Genomic DNA, 15,596 nt, shown 5'->3' with positions numbered 1-15,596 from the left:
GATAGAGTAACACTGTTTACAACCAACTTCAATCATTTCGCATTAAAGTTGTTCGTGAAATTGAAAAATACAACTTAGAACATCATGATCTCGCCTGTTGAGATGGCGTTTGGCAGCGGATAAGCTGTGGATCAGGATAGGTGAAGGGTTTTTGAAATCTATACTTTTTTCCCATCTCACCCGATAAACTATTTGAATAATACTTTCATTGAGAGAGGAAGATATATTTTGAATTTGAAGAAATTTAATTCTTTAACAAAGTACCCAAGCATTCTTACCTATCATCAATTAGGTGAACGGGGTCGCTTGAATGATGTATTAACTGAGTCCAAAGGCTTCTCAGAATCAGACGATGTTTTTGTTTACGAAAAAGTAGATGGTGAAAATTCAAGAATCATTCTATTTAAAAATGATTATAACGAAGTTGATTATCTGATTGGTTCCAGAGAAGAATTGTTATATGCAAAAGGAGACAGAATCGGTAATCCTTACGGGAACATTGCGGAATTCCTTAAACCGTTTGCAGAGAAAGTAACAGCAGATATCTTTTCACAGGGTGACTGGGCATTAACCGTAATTTATCAGGAATCTTATGGAGGAAAAACTAAAGCTTCCAAGAACTATTCTGACAGAAGAACTCAAGGGTATCGTGTATTTGATGTGTTTTCCTTGGATAAGGATGAATTAGATAGACTTCTAGAGTTATCGCAGGAGAAAATTGCGGAGTGGCGAGATCATGGTAATCAGCCATTTTATAATGAGATTGAGAAGAAGAGATTTGTAGAGCGCATGGATTTGCAGTCCGCCCCCCTTCTGGAAACCATCAAGGGTTCCCAATTTCCAACTTCTCTTGAGAATACATATTCTTACTTAACAAGGTTCGAAAATACGCAAGTAGGGATCGAGGCAACAGGCAAATCAGAAGGAATCATTGTTAGAACAACTGACCGTAAACAAATTAGAAAGATCCGTTTCGAAGATTATGAACGAACGTTTAGAAAATAACTGTGCAAAGTAAGGGAGTTATTATGGAGACTCATTATACAAGAGCCGTAAATCGAATTAACAATATTGATGCTAAGTATTATATAGATATCTCTAATAAAAGGTATGAAGATGTAAGGTCCAAAGGTGAATATACTGCAGACGCTACACTTATCGCTGAATACTATCGTAGAGTTGGTGTTTTATTACAATTTATGTCTATTGAAGGCGTTAGTATTTATGCAGGCATGGCGAAAATCATTAATAATGAAATGGAGCTTCTCGATTTTGATAATCTGTTCAAAATTTGTCCTAATCTTGAGCCGATAAATTTAACGGTTTTAAAAATGATTTGCTCCAATTATATTCAATGGTGCAGTCTGCTTGATGCCGGCGACCCGATTGCTGTTAAATTTCATGATACATATGAGCCAATCATCAAGTTATTTGAAAGAGGTGGAGGACGGATTAGTACGCATCATCACGAATTGGTTGGAGGGTTTGGTGCGTTTGGCCGGTCTATACATGCTAGTAGAGGAGACATGAAAGAATTCGACATCAGTGACCAGGCACTTAGACAAGAAATCAAAGAGGTAGAACATGCCGAAGAATATGTTAAAGAGTATAAGTTAGATAGCAGCGTAACAAAGAATTGCCTACGATGCGGAAATAGACTGGTTGTACAAGAAAACGAGGGCTATGGTGGTAAATGGTACAAAATTAAATGTGAAACTAATACATGTTTTGATCAGAATTTTAGTTGAAAGCTTCAATGAAATAAATCTTAGTCTAGCTGAACCGCTATTCATTTGATTAACCAATCGAAGTGAATAGCGGTTTTTGTTAATCTCCTCGAAAGCCTTCACACCCGTACGTCAATTGATTTTACCGCCCCGGAAGCTCCAGCATCATCCCCAGTTTTTTCGTCTCCCGGGAGCGATTTATCTTTCGAAGTGCTGTCTTTGGTATCCTTCTTATCACTATCCGTATCTTCCTCAAGTCCGGAAATTTCCGGTACGGCTTTATTTGCTTGTGACAAGCGGGAGTTATCCTCTTTGAGCTCGGAAACCAACTCGCCAATTTTTTGATCGACATTATGTATGGTAGAGCGGATATCCAGTATCCGTTCCCGTTTGGTCTGCAGGACGGTATATTCTGCATTCTCCAGCATTTCGTATCTGCCGATATCTTTGGTAGGGTTGTTAGCCAGTCTGTCGTGCTCCATCTTGGATTCGCTCTTTAACGGATCTATAGAGCCTTCCAGCTTCTTGCTCAGGCCCACCAGCTTGCCCAGGCGGTCATAAGTCGTGCTGTGCTTTAAAACAACGTCCAGCACTGCTGCAGAGCTGTCTGTTGACGTTGGTTTGCTGTCCTGCTGCTCGGGCCGGTTGCGTTCAGCTTTTTCTTGCATTTCTTGGGCTTTGAGCTCGGCAATTTGGGCATCAATGTTTTGGATTGAGGTCCTCAGGGACTGAACCCGTTCGGCCTTCATCTTCGTGTCCAAATCTTTATCGGCCTTAACCGCGCTGATTTCTTCATTTAATTTGCTTTTTTGGCTGATTAAGCTTTGGATCTCCTTGCCACGGGGGGAAGCAATGGTTTGGTTTGCGTTATTAGTGTTAACGTTACTTGAGATTGAGGGGATGGACTTCATGGGTATTTCCTCCAAATCAAAGAATTATTTACCATATAAATGTTTTATCGGTAAAGCAGGGCGCTAAAATAAGAATAATGCTTAAATAAGCAGCAAGTATTTTAGGGATTAATTGTTATATTGAAACACAAAGTGTTATCTTGTGTTATGATATAGGTAGAGGTGACTCCCATGAACGATTTCGATAACTATCCTGATGAGCTGGGGGATTTTATCCGGCACTTCAGAAAAGCACGCGGGTTGACCTTAAGAGGACTGGAAGAGAAGAGCGGCATCAGTTACTCTCAGCTCAGCAAGATTGAACGCGGGGAAAGTATTCCTCTCAAAGATAACCTGGATAAGATCATTGAAGCGCTTGGAGCGGATCTTAAGAACCGCATGTATCATCTGGCCGACTATATGCCGGATATTGAATACATCAAGACACTTAAGCAGGGCTACAAGCTGCCTGTCCTTAATCAGTCCCAGGATTATATATATGAGACGGCATTTAACAAGCTGAAGGAGTTTCGGTCCAAGGAAGGGAAAGAAACTTCGTACGTTTCGTTTGATTCCGATGAGGTCATCGTTTATGAAACGGAATATGGGGCAGGAATGGTAATAGAAAAAATTGAGAAATATAACCTTACTGATGTGCTCAACGACAAATTTGAAGGCAATCTGGATTCACTCCGCAAGCAGCCCCGAAAAGGCCGACAGGCCTATATCTTCGGCGAGTGGCTGCGGGAATGCATCTATGAGCTGAAGGATGAGGAGCAGGACGAGGTTATCCAGGCACTTAAGGAGTTTACCCAATTTAAGGTGCAGCAGGTTAAGGGCGCGTTTAAATGAGCGTGCGTCCGTTCTATTGTTTTCAAAAATGAATAATGTTGCCCTTTCTTGCAGCCATCTATTCATCTTGATCCATAAACCAACAACAAAAATGGTTACACAGAAAAGGGGATATCTCAAATGAGAGTTAACATGAAATTTACCAGCAAGGGAAAAGCGGCAATCGAAAATTTCAACAACGAAGAGCTGCTGGAGATCTTTGCGAGATACATCAAAACATTGACCAAGAAATATGATATCGAAGTGGACGTGCCTCTCGAAGTGAACCAGAATATCGTGGGGGACGGAACCATAATCGCCATGGCACAGAATGTGAAGTGTGATATCGAAACCTTCTTCAAAGAACTGGGCCGGGATATCAAGGTACCTCTCAAAAAAAGACTGGGCGGAAAGCTCGACAACGTCTTCAAGACAGAATTCATCGAGTAGTCCAGAAGTACTCTCCTTTATCTAATCATTAATCATTCCAATAAAAGAAGCCATCCTGCACATTAAAGTGAGGATGGCTTCTTTGCTGTTTATCGGGCAAGCTCTATTCCAAAAAGCAGGAACTATGTAAGAATATGCTGAGATTATAGCAGCATCAAGCATCCAGGTGCTCTGAGCCCATTAATTTTCTCCCGGTCAATACATTTTTAATAATTTCAATAAAATCAGGCGAAGCCTTCGCCTCCACCGCCAATTCATAGATGTTCAATAACTGTTCGTCAGATAACATTTCAAGGGATGAGGGGCGCGGAGAAGGATGAAAGTAATAATCCATTAGATTCCTCCATCGGTTATTTAGAATGACTTAAATTATAGTAATATCTAAATGGTACCATTTGGAAAGAAATCCGTCTCCTGGTATTCGCAGGGTGAATTCCCCTTTACAAAAAATGAATGATATGGGAAAATGAAGGATTGGGTCGAAGAATGTTGAATAAAAGCAACGATCCCAGTGCTAATGTGCACCGGGATCACTGCTTATTGATGCTGTCTTTGTTCTCTTGCGAGGAATCTTTCTTGCGTCCTGCCAAATGTTTTTTGAGGCGGGCTTCATTGGACTCAGATACAGTGGCAAATTGTTCTCCTTGATTAAAAAGTACGATCTTCCGCTCCGCATCATAACTGTCCACATTGCTGAGACTCACGACATTGCTGCGGTCAAGACGCTCAAATCCTTTACCCTTATAAGCAACCCATAGATCGGAAAGAGTAGTGGGGAGAACAAATTCGCCTTCTTTCGTATGGACGAATATTGCATTTTTGTAGCTGGAAAAATACAATATCTCTTCTTCCTGGATGTCCAGGGAGGAGCCGTCGTTTTGTAAGACACGCATGTTTTCCCCATCCTTGTTTAATTACTTCCGCAATTCTTTTGGTGCTTCAGGGCTGTGTAAACCAATTTTCATAACAGAGACAAAGAATCGTGCGGAAGCCTCAAGAGCTGAGGATGCTTGTTTCGCAATGTATGACTTCATAACTTCAACCTTCCTTTCCATGGAATTACTGTTAAGGACTGAATCAGAAAAGCCAGTCCGATGACAGACGAACCAATAATAAAATTAAAACCAACAAGTGCTATAGAAGCCATCTTCAGACCGGGAAACCATCTGAGCGGAATTTGGGCATTTTTATCCGGGTTTGGGGCAAATAAAAACATAATGATTAAACTAAAAGCATTTATTATCCAAAGTGAAGATCCAGTGAAATTCAAAAGAAATGGGGTGAGAACACAAATTAATGTAGTAACAATATTGCAGGCAGTCGCCGTCCGTAAATGAAAACCGCCTGAACATATGCGCAGTATGCTAAAACATATATAAAAAATCAAGGTTTCAGTGAAATTATTTAACAACCCGCCAATGACAAGGGAAGCTGTGATGGTTAGAAGAGTGTTTAAAATAATATTCAAGGCATACTGCATTATTTCTTCAGAACAAGTTTCCTCTGGATTGGCCCGCTTTATTGCGGCTGAAATTTTAATAGCCAAACTGTTCAAAATTCATCACCACGGTTCTTCTTGATCGAAAAATTTAAATATCCGAACAAAAGCACAGCGTAAGCGAGAGGAATGAGAATAAATAACTGAAAGGAATTCTCAGAAACATAAATCATTAAATAAACAATAAGAATAGAAGGTAGACTTAATGTAAAGAGGACTTTTTCCTGATGTCCTAAAACGATTCTCTCTTCGGGCTTGTCCGGAACAAAATCAAAGCCTTTCCTTTTCCTCCCAATATAGTGTCCGATAGAGAATGCTGTCAAGGCAGATAGCGTCTGCATTAAATATACTCCTATCGATATTGAGTGAAGTTTAAAATCTGTAATTCCTGAAGTGCTCATTAACAAATATAGTATAGATTGGATAAGCATGTAGAGCTGGTAGGACATACCTGTCATAATAGCTGCGTAAAAAACATGAATTCGAAATAGCAGCCATAAAAAGAGAAAAACAAGCAGGTATTGGGTAAATACATCAATCCCTGCAAAACCGTTATTCACTCGAATGACATAAGAGAAGAAAGCCATAATCAAACCAGCAAAAACTATCTCTTTCGGATAAAGATCAATCTTGAATATCTTAAATGCCAGATAAAATAATGCGGTACTTTCGAGTACCGAAAACACAATAAAAAGTACAGAATCCAGCATACCGACACTCCCGAAGGTCAGATTAACTCAACCTTTAATCTTGCAAATATTATACCTAATGAACTAAAATACAACAATAAGATTTTGTTCTTTTCACCAAATTTTTCTTAATATTGTTGGAAAAGAGGCGTTATTTGATGAATCAGCGTCTGGAAAAAAATGAGTATCTTGAGGTTCAGGAGCGATATATCGCTCTAGTGCCAGCTGAGGGAGATTTGGCAGCCATTCTGAGGGAGCAATCCGGAAGCTTTTTTGATTTGCTGGGAGCCTTAAGCGAAGAGCAGGGGAACTATCGTTATGCACCGGAGAAGTGGAGCATTAAGCAGATGATTGGCCACCTGACCGACAATGACCGGATTATGTCTTACCGCTTGCTTTGTTTTGCCAGAGGAGAACAAGCGCCGCTGCCCGGTTACGAGGAAAATGATTATGTGGCCGCAGGTGATTTTGACCGCTTCACTCTTCAGGAACTGGTCAGCCAGTACAAACTGGTCCGCGAGTCTACGCTGGCCCTGCTGGACAGTCTGCCGGAAGACGCCTGGACCCGTAGAGGAATGTTCCATTCGACAGCAATGTCGGTCAGAGCACAGGCCTGCCTCATTATCGGACATGAACTTCATCATTTGAATGTGTTGAACGAGCGTTACTTGAATTAGTTGCGGCTGCAGTTGATGGCAGTGAGGGATGGGGACAGGAGGAGGACGCAAATGAGCTTTTTAACGGGCATCTTGCATTTCTTTGTTCCACGGGAGAGAACACTGCTCTTCACTACATTTGATCAGGCCCAGTATTTCAGGGTGAAGAGCCGTCTTACCGCAGCGGGCATCCGCCACCGTTCCAAGATTAATGGAGGCATGCGGGCTGCAACCAACCGCGCAAATTATGGAGGGAACGTGGCAGCGCAGCATGAGCTGTTTGTGAGCAGGGAAGACGAACATAGAGCGCTGAAGGAGATACAATCGTCTTCGGTCTAAACCAAAAAAAGCATTCCGGCTCTTTATGAAGAGGCTGGAATGCTTTTATATTTACAAGGGCGGATTCTTGTGGCATTTGCGGCAGACCGGATAATAAGCTTCATTGCCGCCGATCTGGATTTGCTTGCCGCTGTATACGGGTTGGCCGTTCTCTACACGCAGCGCCATTGTGGCTTTCCGTTCACAGAACCAGCAGATCGTCTTCATTTCTTCAATTTTATCCGCGTAGATCAGCATATATTTACTGCCTTCGAATAAGTTGTTCTGAAAATCATTTTTTAGTCCAAAAGCCATTACCGGTATGTTCAGCTCATCCACAATACGCACAAGCTGGAGAATGCAGTCCTTGGTCAGAAACTGGCATTCGTCGATCAGCACGCAGTGGGGCTTCGGCAGATTGCTGCTGACTATGCTGTATATATCTGTGTTCTCATCGATAGCTATGGCCTGCTTGCGCAGTCCGATGCGGGAGGAAATATACCCGACCTCGTCCCGATCGTCCAGGGATGGAGTGAAGATGAGCACCGACTTGCCCTGCTCCTCGTAATTATGGGCTACCTTGAGAATCTCAATGGATTTGCCGCTGTTCATTGCTCCATACTTGAAAAACAACTGTGCCACGTCCATCTATCCTTTCGTTCTTCAACCTGTGTAATAGTGTACCGAAAAATGCGACTTTATTAGAGTATCATACTCGTGGCTGAACTTGCCAGTGAAATCATTGCTATCGTGTTTTTAAATTTCAGCAACCGCTTTAAAGTGTGCTTCCCTGGTGATATGTTATAATATACGCAATTATGGACTTCCACAGGAGAAGCCTTGACAGAAAGGAAGTTTGGCAGTTGACGGAGAAAATGGAGCATTATAAAGAGAGAATGGCAGCACTTCAGGAGAGCGGGGAACTGTCCCCGGAAACGCAAAGTTTATTGACGGAAATGCTTGATGAATTAGCAGAAATGAACCGGAGCAACAAGGCGCTGCGGCGGGTGATACTCAAGACGGGACAGGGCTCTGCTATGTCCACCCGCCTGCGGGATGCGCTCTACGAATAAACAAATGGGGTAACGTCGATGAACTTAATTTTTTCTTATCTCAAAAGATACCGGGTGGCGGCGATCGCCGCCCTGGTAATGATGCTTATCGAGCTTTCGGTGGAACTTTCGCAGCCTTTGCTGATCTCCAAAATTATCGATAATGGGATCAGGGAGAAGGATAATTCAGTAGTCTGGCTGTGGGGCGGTGTACTTGCAGTAAGCGCGATTATAGCGTTTGCGGCGGGTGTGCTCAGCTCTTTTTTTGCGTCCCATGCCAGTCAGGGATTTGCTTTTGATCTCAGGGACAAGCTGTATGAGAAGGTGCAGTCCTTCACCTATGAAGTGTTCAGCCGTTTTCCGACCTCGTCGCTGATTACGCGTCTTACCGGAGATGTGACCCAACTGCAGGATACAATATTTATGGGGCTGCGGTTTATGACCCGGGTGCCGCTTGTTGTCTTGGGCAGTGTGATCATGGCTTTGGTCGTGCATGTGAAGCTGGGGCTGCTGCTGACGGTGACATTGCCGGTGCTGATTCTGTTCCTGGCGTGGGTGATACGCAGGTCATCAGATTTGTTTCGCAGCGTGCAAGTCCGGCTTGATGGGGTAAACGGCGTTATTCAGGAGAATCTGACCGGCATCCGTTTAATTCGTGTGTTTGTACGTATGGGCCATGAGATTGGCCGGTTCGCTTCATTCAGTGGAGAGCTGATGAAGTCGACTGTAGCTGCACTCCGATTGACGGAAACAACTGCTCCGCTGATTATGCTGATCGTCAACGCGGGGATTATGGCGGTTTTATGGTTTGGAAGGATTGAGATTTCTGCAGGGGAAGCAACCCTGGGACAGACCGTGGCCGTTATTAACTACTCGTTGCGCACGATAGGTGCTATGTCAGCCTTGTCCTCGATCATGGCGACGTTCTCCCGTGCAATAGCTTCTTCGCAGCGGGTGGCGGAAGTGATGTCGGCAGATGCAGCTACGGACGTAACTGCGGAGCAAGCCGAACAGGCCAATGAGCGTAAACGTGGCGTTTCTGGAATCAGTGACTATACCGGACCGGATGCTATACAGGGTGAGGTTGAATTTGAGAATGTCAGCTTCAGTTATCCGGGTAGCGAGATCGCAGTGCTGGAAGAGATCTCCTTTAAGGTGAAACCTGGAGAACGCGTGGCGATTATGGGGGCTACCGGCTCCGGGAAATCCTCACTGGTTGGACTGATTCCCCGGTTATATGAACAGAACCATGGGGTGATCTCAATTGACGGTGTGGACAGCTCGGAGCTGGACATTGCCAAGCTGAGGGGAGCGATAGGTTATGTGCCACAGGAGGTACTGCTCTTCACCGGCTCGGTACGTGACAATATTGCCTGGGGGAATGAACACGCAACCCGGGAAGAGATCGAGCGGGCAGCTGCTGCGGCGCAAATCCATGAAACGGTGACAGGTCTTCCTCAAGGCTATGACACCAAGCTGGGGCAGCGGGGGGTCAATCTGTCCGGCGGGCAAAAGCAGCGGCTGACTATCGCCCGGGCGCTTGCGCGAAAGCCGGCGATACTCATTCTGGATGACAGCACCAGTGCGCTAGATGCAGTAACGGAAGGTCTTTTGCTGGAGGAACTGAAGCATATGTCCTGCACAACCATTCTTATTACCCAGAAGATCAGCTCCACGGTATCGGCAGACCTGATCCTGCTGCTGGATGAAGGCCGGTTAATCGCCAAAGGTACCCATGGAGAGCTTATGACCGGCTCTTCCCTCTACCGGAAAATTTATGAATCCCAGGGCAAGGAGGCGGTGCATCATGTTCAAAGCATTAATTGAACCTTTCAAGCATCCGAAGCTGGATCTGGGACTTGGAGAGGGTAGAAGCTTCGGGGCGGCCTCGAGCCGAAAGCCCCAAGCGAAAGCGAAAAATTGGTCGGCTACGCTGAAACGGATCTGGAGTTATCTTGCCGAGCGCAAAGCCAAGCTGTTCCTCGTGCTTCTGATGGTGCTGTTCAGCTCCGGTCTGGCGCTGCTTGGACCTTATCTGATCAGCCGGGCGGTCGATCATTACTTAGAGGGATCGGGGGGCAGAACCTGGGGGACCTTCCTCATTACCCTTGCACTTGTATATGTGCTCAATTCATTAACTTCCTGGCTGCAAAATATTTGGATGATCGAAATTGCCCAGGAGACAATCTACCGGATACGCACCGATTTGTTCGCGCACCTGCACCGTTTGCCGATTTCCTTCTTCAACCGCAGGCAGCAGGGCGAAATTATGAGCCGCCTGACCAATGACATCGAGAATATCAGCTCCACCCTGAACAGCTCGGCGATCCAGATTTTCTCCAGTGTCCTCACGCTGCTGGGCACCGTGGGTGTTATGCTATGGCTCAGTCCGCTGCTTACGCTCCTGACGTTTATTGTAGTGCCGCTGATGACGCTGGGGATGCGCTGGATTACGCGGCGTACCGGGCCGCTGTTCAAGGAGCGGCAGCGCAGCATGGGCGAGCTCAACGGCTATATAGAAGAAACATTGTCGGGACAGCGGATTATCAAGGCGTTCTCGCAGGAGGAACGGGTCATTTCCGGTTTCCGTGAACGTAATACGCGGATTATGCTGTCCGGGTATTGGGCGCAGTCCATTTCCGGCTTCATTCCCAAGCTGATGAATGGGCTGAACAATCTGAGCTTTGCCATCGTTGCCGGTGTCGGGGGCCTGCTGGCGATCCGCGGCCTGGTCACTGTCGGTGTAATCATCGCCTTTGTGGAGTATACACGTCAATTTACACGGCCGCTTAATGATCTGGCGAATCAGTGGAACACACTGCTGTCGGCGATTGCCGGGGCGGAGCGGGTGTTTGAGGTTATGGACGAAGAGACTGAAGCCAAGGATGAAGGCGCGGCGGTATCGCTGGATCAGGTAGAGGGGGCGGTGACGTTCAAGGACGTCTCTTTCTCTTATGACGGCGGTGCCGACACATTGCAGAATATCAGCTTTGAAGCGAAGCCGGGCGAGATGATCGCCCTCGTCGGGCCTACAGGGGCTGGCAAGACAACACTGATAGGCCTCTTGTCGCGGTTCTACGATCCGAGCAAAGGAAGCATTACGCTGGACGGCATGGTTCTTTCGTCCATCCGCAGGGAAAGTTTGCGCAGCCAGATGGCTTTTGTGCTGCAGGATTCCTTCTTGTTCAAAGGCACAATCCGCGACAATATCCGCTACGGCAGGCTGGACGCCACGGACGAGGAAGTGGAGCAGGCGGCGAAGCTGGCGAATGCCCATTCCTTCATCATGCGGATGCGCGGCGGCTACGAGCGGATGCTCTCCGTGGACGGTAGCGGGATCAGCCAGGGGCAGAAGCAGCTGCTGGCGATCGCAAGAGCGATTCTCGCCAATCCTTCCATGCTGGTGCTGGATGAGGCGACCAGCAGCATTGATACGGTGACTGAAATCAAGATTCAGGAAGGGCTGCAGGCGCTGATGAAAGGCCGGACCAGCTTCGTGATCGCCCACAGACTGGGCACCATCCGCGCGGCGGACCGTATCCTGGTATTGCAGGGCGGACGTTTGCTGCAGCAGGGCACGCATGACGAACTGCTGCAGCAAGGCGGATTGTACAGCGAACTGGTTCGGGGTGCCAAGGATGAGGCAGCGATGTAAGGGGACAGTCCAGAATCAGAACGGCTAACGAGAAGCAGCAAGATACGCCATCCCGGCAGGCAGTGGGACTGGGGCGGGCTTGCTGCTTTTTTGGCCTTTCCCGAAAAATGGAGCTACTGTTTGTAGGATAATATAATGCTCTCATTGCTCAGCTTCCCGTTTAGAGAAGAGCGCACAGCGGTGCAGAGTGCAGCCAGGAGAAGCAGCATGCAGCCGGTAATCCAAAGGATGGCGTTACCATCCGGTGTAATCCCGAGCTTGCGGATAAATGTGCCGGGCAGTGAGGCGGCAAACACAAACAGCACGGCACTGACCGAAAGGAAAGTTCTTACCCGCTCGGGGGACTTGGAGAGCATGGAGATCAGCGTCAATGTTCCGGTGGCGGCATAGGTAAACAGGAGATAAGCCGCAGCAAACATCACAAAAGCAACATTCCGGAACAGATGGAGAAGCACCGCTTCCCGGGCAGCCAGGGCATATCCGAACACGAGGGCATTAAAAAGCAGGATAGGAGCAATGCTTAGCACAAAGGCGGAGCGGCTGTATAAAGAGGTTAGCTGGCGGATATCGACCTTGTTGGCAAGATAATATTCGCAGCGCCCCGAGGTTTTTTCGGAAATAACTATCAGACTGAGGGCAATCATATTAAGAAAGAGATAGATCGAGATGTTGAGAACAAGGTAAATATAGACCGGGATAAATGCCATCGGGCCGGTGCTGGTTCTCAGAATTTGCAGCAGGGAGTTAAACGGCAAGATCATCACGATCAGGAGCATGGCAATATACGAGGGGGTTCTCAGGACATCCTTGATATTCAATTTGTTCACCGGATGCAGCCTCATTATCTAGCCTCCTTAAGTACAGTGAAGAACCGTTGCTCCAAATCACCGCAGAATTCTTGATTATGGATAATATCAACAATAGAACCGCCGATCATGATGGTGATCCAATCGCTGATTTTTTGAACCTCCGCCAGATCGTGAGAGGTAAGGATAAGTGTTTTGCCTTCATCCTTCAAACCGCGCAGGACACTGCGCATGACCAGTCTTGATTCGGGATCGACACCGGAGGTAGGCTCGTCCAGCAGCAGAATGGGGGAATCCTTCAGCAGCGTAATCAGCAGCGACAGCTTTCGTTTCATGCCTTTGGAATAGGTAGCCACTTTATTATCAAGTGCGGTTTCGAGCTGCAGAAGAGCAGCGTATCGTTCGATCATCGTAGAAGCTAACGCCGGACTTACGTCCAAATAGATGCAGAAATCACGGATGTTTTCACGCCCGGTTTTGGTCTCGAATAAGTAATCATTCTCCAGCAATACCGAGATTATCCGCGGATCACTGGAATAAGTAATCGTTCCTTCATCCAGAATCAAGAGACCCATGATGAGACGCAGCAGGGTTGTTTTGCCCGCTCCGTTCGGGCCGATGATGGCAAAAATGCTGTTATGAGGCACAGCGAAAGAAACGCTGCGGATGATCTTTGTCTGATTTAATGTTTTGCCTGCGCCGGATACGATAATCGCATTGCTGTCCAGTGCCGGGGTCTGTTGTTGATGCAGCAAGACATACCACTCCCTGATTAAAATAAGTTACAGGGAAAATATACCTTATTTCCTAAGGGATTCATAGAATCAAAAAAAAAGGCATCTCCGAATGTCTTCGGAAATGCCTGGTTAAGTGATCTAAGTTATTAAAAGTTAAGGATTACTTTTCGCAGCAGGCGGCTGCTGGATTTTTTGCTTCTCTCTGAACCGCGGGCCGACATAGTTCTTTTTACGGTCACGCGTCAGAATCCAGCCTCCGAGAAAGCTCATCCCGGCCAAGAAGAGCAGCAGCCCCCCGCCAAAATGCAGCCAGGCAAAATCCGGTGTCACAGCATCGTCGCCATGCATGGAGATATAGTTGAAAATATCATCTTTCATCATCAGGAAGCCTGTCATGGCCAGCAGGCCGGGAATAACCAGAATAAGGATGGCAATGAAGCGTGAAATCAGCAGTTTCATGAGGGTTCCATCTCCTTCGCAGCCCTTTGGATTCCCCCATATGATAACGCTTCACCAGGGAAAAGTCCATGAATACATGACGATTATAAGTTTGTAATGGGCATAAAAGAGAGTACAATGTAATAGGTTATGCAGAACTTATGAGTAATGACTGGAGGATACATATCATGACAATATCCTGTGACGTGGCGATACTGGGCGGTGGAACCGGAGGTTATGTGGCGGCGATCCGCGCGGCCCAGCTGGGAAAGTCGGTTGTCGTCATCGAAATGGACAAACTGGGCGGCACCTGCCTGCACCGCGGCTGTATTCCAAGCAAGTCGCTGCTGCGCAGCGCAGAAGTCTATGCTGAGATAAATGAGAGCGAAAGTTATGGCATCGAAACAACAGGCGTGAAACTGGTATTCCCGAAGGTGCAGCGCCGCAAGGAAGCTGTGGTGGAACAGCTGCATGAGGGTGTGCAATATTTGATGCGCAAAAATAAAATTCAGGTCCTCAAAGGGAAAGGCCGGATCATCGGGCCTTCGATTTTCTCTCCGCGCAGCGGTGCTGTGGCGGTGGAATTGGAGAATGGCGAGATGGAGACTGTGGTCTCATCCAATCTTATTGTCGCTACAGGCTCACGCCCCCGCGTGCTGCCGGGACTTAAACCGGATGGCAAAGTTATTCTGAGCAGTGAAGAAGCGCTGACGCTTGAAGAACTGCCGTCTTCGATCATTATTGTGGGCGGCGGAGTAATCGGTGTGGAGTGGGCTTCAATGCTGGTTGATTTCGGCGTACAGGTGACTGTGGTCGAGGCCGCTGGCCAGCTGCTGCCGCTGGAAGACGAGGAAATTGCCCGGGAGCTGCTGCGTCTGCTCAAAAAACGCGGGGTCAAAGTTCTAACGGGGACAACTGTGGATGCTGAGACTTGTGTGGTAACGGAGGACGGCGTAACCATTGAAGCCCGCAAGGGGGAACAGAGCCAGAGCTTGTCCGCAGAGAAGCTGCTGGTGTCTGTCGGCAGAGTAGCCAATATCGAAAATATTGGATTGGAAAACACCGATATCCACTTCGATAAAGGTGTGATTGAGGTTAATGCTAACATGCAGACAAATGAGCCGCATATCTACGGTATCGGCGACTGCATCGGCGGTCTGCAGCTGGCCCATGCCGCCAGCCATGAAGGTATTCGCGCGGTGAACCATCTGGCAGGCGAGAAGCTCCATCCCTATCATATCCATCAGGTTCCCCGTTGTGTCTACACACGGCCGGAAGTGGCCAGTGTCGGATATACGGAGAAAGAGGCCAAGAATCTCGGTCATGATGTCGTGACAGGGAAATTTCCATTCTCGGCTATCGGCAAAGCTATCGTCTACGGGATGAAGGACGGTTTTGTCAAAGTCGTTGCCGACCGCAGCAGCGGAGATATTCTCGGTGTTCAAATGATCGGACCGCATGTGACCGATCTCATCGGCGAAGCGGCGCTGGCGCAGCTGCTGGACGCTACCCCTTGGGAGATCGGCGAAGCCATCCACGCCCATCCGACCCTTTCCGAGATTATTGGAGAAGCCATGCTGGCGGTAGATGGCAAATCAATCGGTTTTTAGTATACGAGAAAAGTCCCCAAGAGAATGCCGGATAGAGCTGGAGAAGCGTTATGCGCCGAAATAGCTCTATTCCGGCTTTTCCTCTCTTTTCTTTTTGTACAAAAAGGGATTATAATGAACTCAAGTCAAGTCTTAGTACCAGGTTATAAGATCAGGCACAGGTTGTTATAATTTTAAGCATCTAATCCAAGTTTGTACGAAACCAATTTAGTGGGATTAGGCTCACAAAACATTTAGGA

The 15,596-nt window shown here is 46.9% G+C and carries 19 protein-coding genes; 10 read left to right on the top strand and 9 right to left on the bottom strand.

The window, feature by feature from the left end:
• Positions 1-228: 228 nt before the first annotated feature.
• Positions 229-1,005 (top strand): RNA ligase family protein, encoded by a 777-nt coding sequence (locus MHI45_RS07450; RefSeq protein WP_076108901.1) that lies wholly within the window; start codon positions 229-231, stop codon positions 1,003-1,005.
• A gap of 23 nt (positions 1,006-1,028) precedes the next feature.
• The gene (locus tag MHI45_RS07445) at positions 1,029-1,748 is read left to right on the top strand and encodes a hypothetical protein (RefSeq protein ID WP_076108902.1); all 720 of its coding nucleotides are present in this window, start codon (positions 1,029-1,031) and stop codon (positions 1,746-1,748) included.
• Between the two features lie 98 nt (positions 1,749-1,846).
• Here MHI45_RS07445 and MHI45_RS07440 read toward each other — a convergent pair whose 3' ends face one another.
• Complete coding sequence (locus tag MHI45_RS07440; RefSeq protein ID WP_340897312.1) at positions 1,847-2,638, bottom strand: FlxA-like family protein; 792 nt, start codon at positions 2,636-2,638, stop codon at positions 1,847-1,849.
• A 171-nt stretch (positions 2,639-2,809) separates the two neighbouring features.
• Here MHI45_RS07440 and MHI45_RS07435 point away from each other — a divergent pair, with 171 nt between their 5' ends.
• Positions 2,810-3,469 carry a helix-turn-helix domain-containing protein gene (locus MHI45_RS07435; protein WP_038594913.1) on the top strand — a complete coding sequence of 220 codons (660 nt, stop codon included), beginning with the start codon at positions 2,810-2,812 and terminating at the stop codon, positions 3,467-3,469.
• Between the two features lie 120 nt (positions 3,470-3,589).
• Entirely contained in the window at positions 3,590-3,898 is a 309-nt protein-coding gene (locus MHI45_RS07430; protein WP_038594912.1) for a hypothetical protein, read from the top strand.
• A gap of 154 nt (positions 3,899-4,052) precedes the next feature.
• Here the strand turns inward: MHI45_RS07430 and MHI45_RS07425 are convergent, their stop codons facing one another.
• The 4 genes from MHI45_RS07425 to MHI45_RS07410 all read right to left on the bottom strand — a co-directional run bounded on the left by MHI45_RS07425 (position 4,053) and on the right by MHI45_RS07410 (position 6,106).
• A complete protein-coding gene (locus tag MHI45_RS07425) occupies positions 4,053-4,232 on the bottom strand; it encodes a sporulation histidine kinase inhibitor Sda (protein WP_076108905.1) in 180 nt (59 codons plus the stop codon).
• Between the two features lie 196 nt (positions 4,233-4,428).
• Positions 4,429-4,791, bottom strand: a complete 363-nt coding sequence (locus MHI45_RS07420) for a LytTR family DNA-binding domain-containing protein (protein ID WP_076108906.1) — start codon at positions 4,789-4,791, stop codon at positions 4,429-4,431.
• A gap of 137 nt (positions 4,792-4,928) precedes the next feature.
• The gene (locus MHI45_RS07415; RefSeq protein ID WP_076108907.1) at positions 4,929-5,453 is read right to left on the bottom strand and encodes an accessory gene regulator ArgB-like protein; all 525 of its coding nucleotides are present in this window, start codon (positions 5,451-5,453) and stop codon (positions 4,929-4,931) included.
• Positions 5,450-6,106 (bottom strand): hypothetical protein, encoded by a 657-nt coding sequence (locus tag MHI45_RS07410; RefSeq protein ID WP_076108908.1) that lies wholly within the window; start codon positions 6,104-6,106, stop codon positions 5,450-5,452. The genes MHI45_RS07415 and MHI45_RS07410 overlap by 4 nt, the downstream gene beginning before the upstream one ends.
• 137 nt (positions 6,107-6,243) lie before the next feature.
• Here MHI45_RS07410 and MHI45_RS07405 point away from each other — a divergent pair, with 137 nt between their 5' ends.
• Positions 6,244-6,762, top strand: a complete 519-nt coding sequence (locus tag MHI45_RS07405) for a DinB family protein (RefSeq protein ID WP_076108909.1) — start codon at positions 6,244-6,246, stop codon at positions 6,760-6,762.
• Positions 6,763-6,813: 51 nt separating this feature from the next.
• Positions 6,814-7,080: a hypothetical protein gene (locus MHI45_RS07400; protein ID WP_076108910.1), complete on the top strand. Its 267-nt coding sequence runs from the start codon at positions 6,814-6,816 to the stop codon at positions 7,078-7,080.
• Between the two features lie 51 nt (positions 7,081-7,131).
• Here the strand turns inward: MHI45_RS07400 and MHI45_RS07395 are convergent, their stop codons facing one another.
• The gene (locus MHI45_RS07395; RefSeq protein ID WP_076108911.1) at positions 7,132-7,701 is read right to left on the bottom strand and encodes a thymidine kinase; all 570 of its coding nucleotides are present in this window, start codon (positions 7,699-7,701) and stop codon (positions 7,132-7,134) included.
• 221 nt (positions 7,702-7,922) lie between these two features.
• Between MHI45_RS07395 and MHI45_RS07390 the strand changes: the two genes are divergently transcribed.
• The 3 genes from MHI45_RS07390 to MHI45_RS07380 are packed head-to-tail and all read left to right on the top strand — an operon-like array spanning position 7,923 to position 11,766.
• The gene (locus MHI45_RS07390; RefSeq protein ID WP_038594769.1) at positions 7,923-8,132 is read left to right on the top strand and encodes a hypothetical protein; all 210 of its coding nucleotides are present in this window, start codon (positions 7,923-7,925) and stop codon (positions 8,130-8,132) included.
• A gap of 18 nt (positions 8,133-8,150) precedes the next feature.
• Positions 8,151-9,938 (top strand): ABC transporter ATP-binding protein, encoded by a 1,788-nt coding sequence (locus MHI45_RS07385; protein WP_340897316.1) that lies wholly within the window; start codon positions 8,151-8,153, stop codon positions 9,936-9,938.
• Positions 9,919-11,766 carry an ABC transporter ATP-binding protein gene (locus tag MHI45_RS07380; RefSeq protein ID WP_076108913.1) on the top strand — a complete coding sequence of 616 codons (1,848 nt, stop codon included), beginning with the start codon at positions 9,919-9,921 and terminating at the stop codon, positions 11,764-11,766. The genes MHI45_RS07385 and MHI45_RS07380 overlap by 20 nt, the downstream gene beginning before the upstream one ends.
• A gap of 113 nt (positions 11,767-11,879) precedes the next feature.
• On the opposite strand, the gene MHI45_RS07375 is transcribed toward MHI45_RS07380, so the two are convergent.
• The 3 genes from MHI45_RS07375 to MHI45_RS07365 all read right to left on the bottom strand — a co-directional run bounded on the left by MHI45_RS07375 (position 11,880) and on the right by MHI45_RS07365 (position 13,768).
• Positions 11,880-12,608, bottom strand: a complete 729-nt coding sequence (locus tag MHI45_RS07375) for a hypothetical protein (protein ID WP_076108914.1) — start codon at positions 12,606-12,608, stop codon at positions 11,880-11,882.
• Positions 12,608-13,327, bottom strand: a complete 720-nt coding sequence (locus MHI45_RS07370; RefSeq protein ID WP_179091663.1) for an ABC transporter ATP-binding protein — start codon at positions 13,325-13,327, stop codon at positions 12,608-12,610. The genes MHI45_RS07375 and MHI45_RS07370 overlap by 1 nt, the downstream gene beginning before the upstream one ends.
• A 135-nt stretch (positions 13,328-13,462) precedes the next feature.
• Positions 13,463-13,768: a DUF2627 domain-containing protein gene (locus MHI45_RS07365; RefSeq protein ID WP_076108915.1), complete on the bottom strand. Its 306-nt coding sequence runs from the start codon at positions 13,766-13,768 to the stop codon at positions 13,463-13,465.
• 167 nt (positions 13,769-13,935) lie between these two features.
• Between MHI45_RS07365 and lpdA the strand changes: the two genes are divergently transcribed.
• Positions 13,936-15,357: a dihydrolipoyl dehydrogenase gene (gene lpdA, locus MHI45_RS07360; protein ID WP_076108916.1), complete on the top strand. Its 1,422-nt coding sequence runs from the start codon at positions 13,936-13,938 to the stop codon at positions 15,355-15,357.
• The last annotated feature ends 239 nt before the right edge of the window (positions 15,358-15,596 follow it).

The organism is Paenibacillus sp. FSL H3-0321 (genome assembly GCF_038002865.1).
In the GTDB taxonomy this organism is placed as follows: domain Bacteria; phylum Bacillota; class Bacilli; order Paenibacillales; family Paenibacillaceae; genus Paenibacillus_AQ.
The sequence above is the reverse complement of the archived record's forward strand: the minus strand, read 5'-3'. Positions and strand labels throughout refer to the sequence as shown.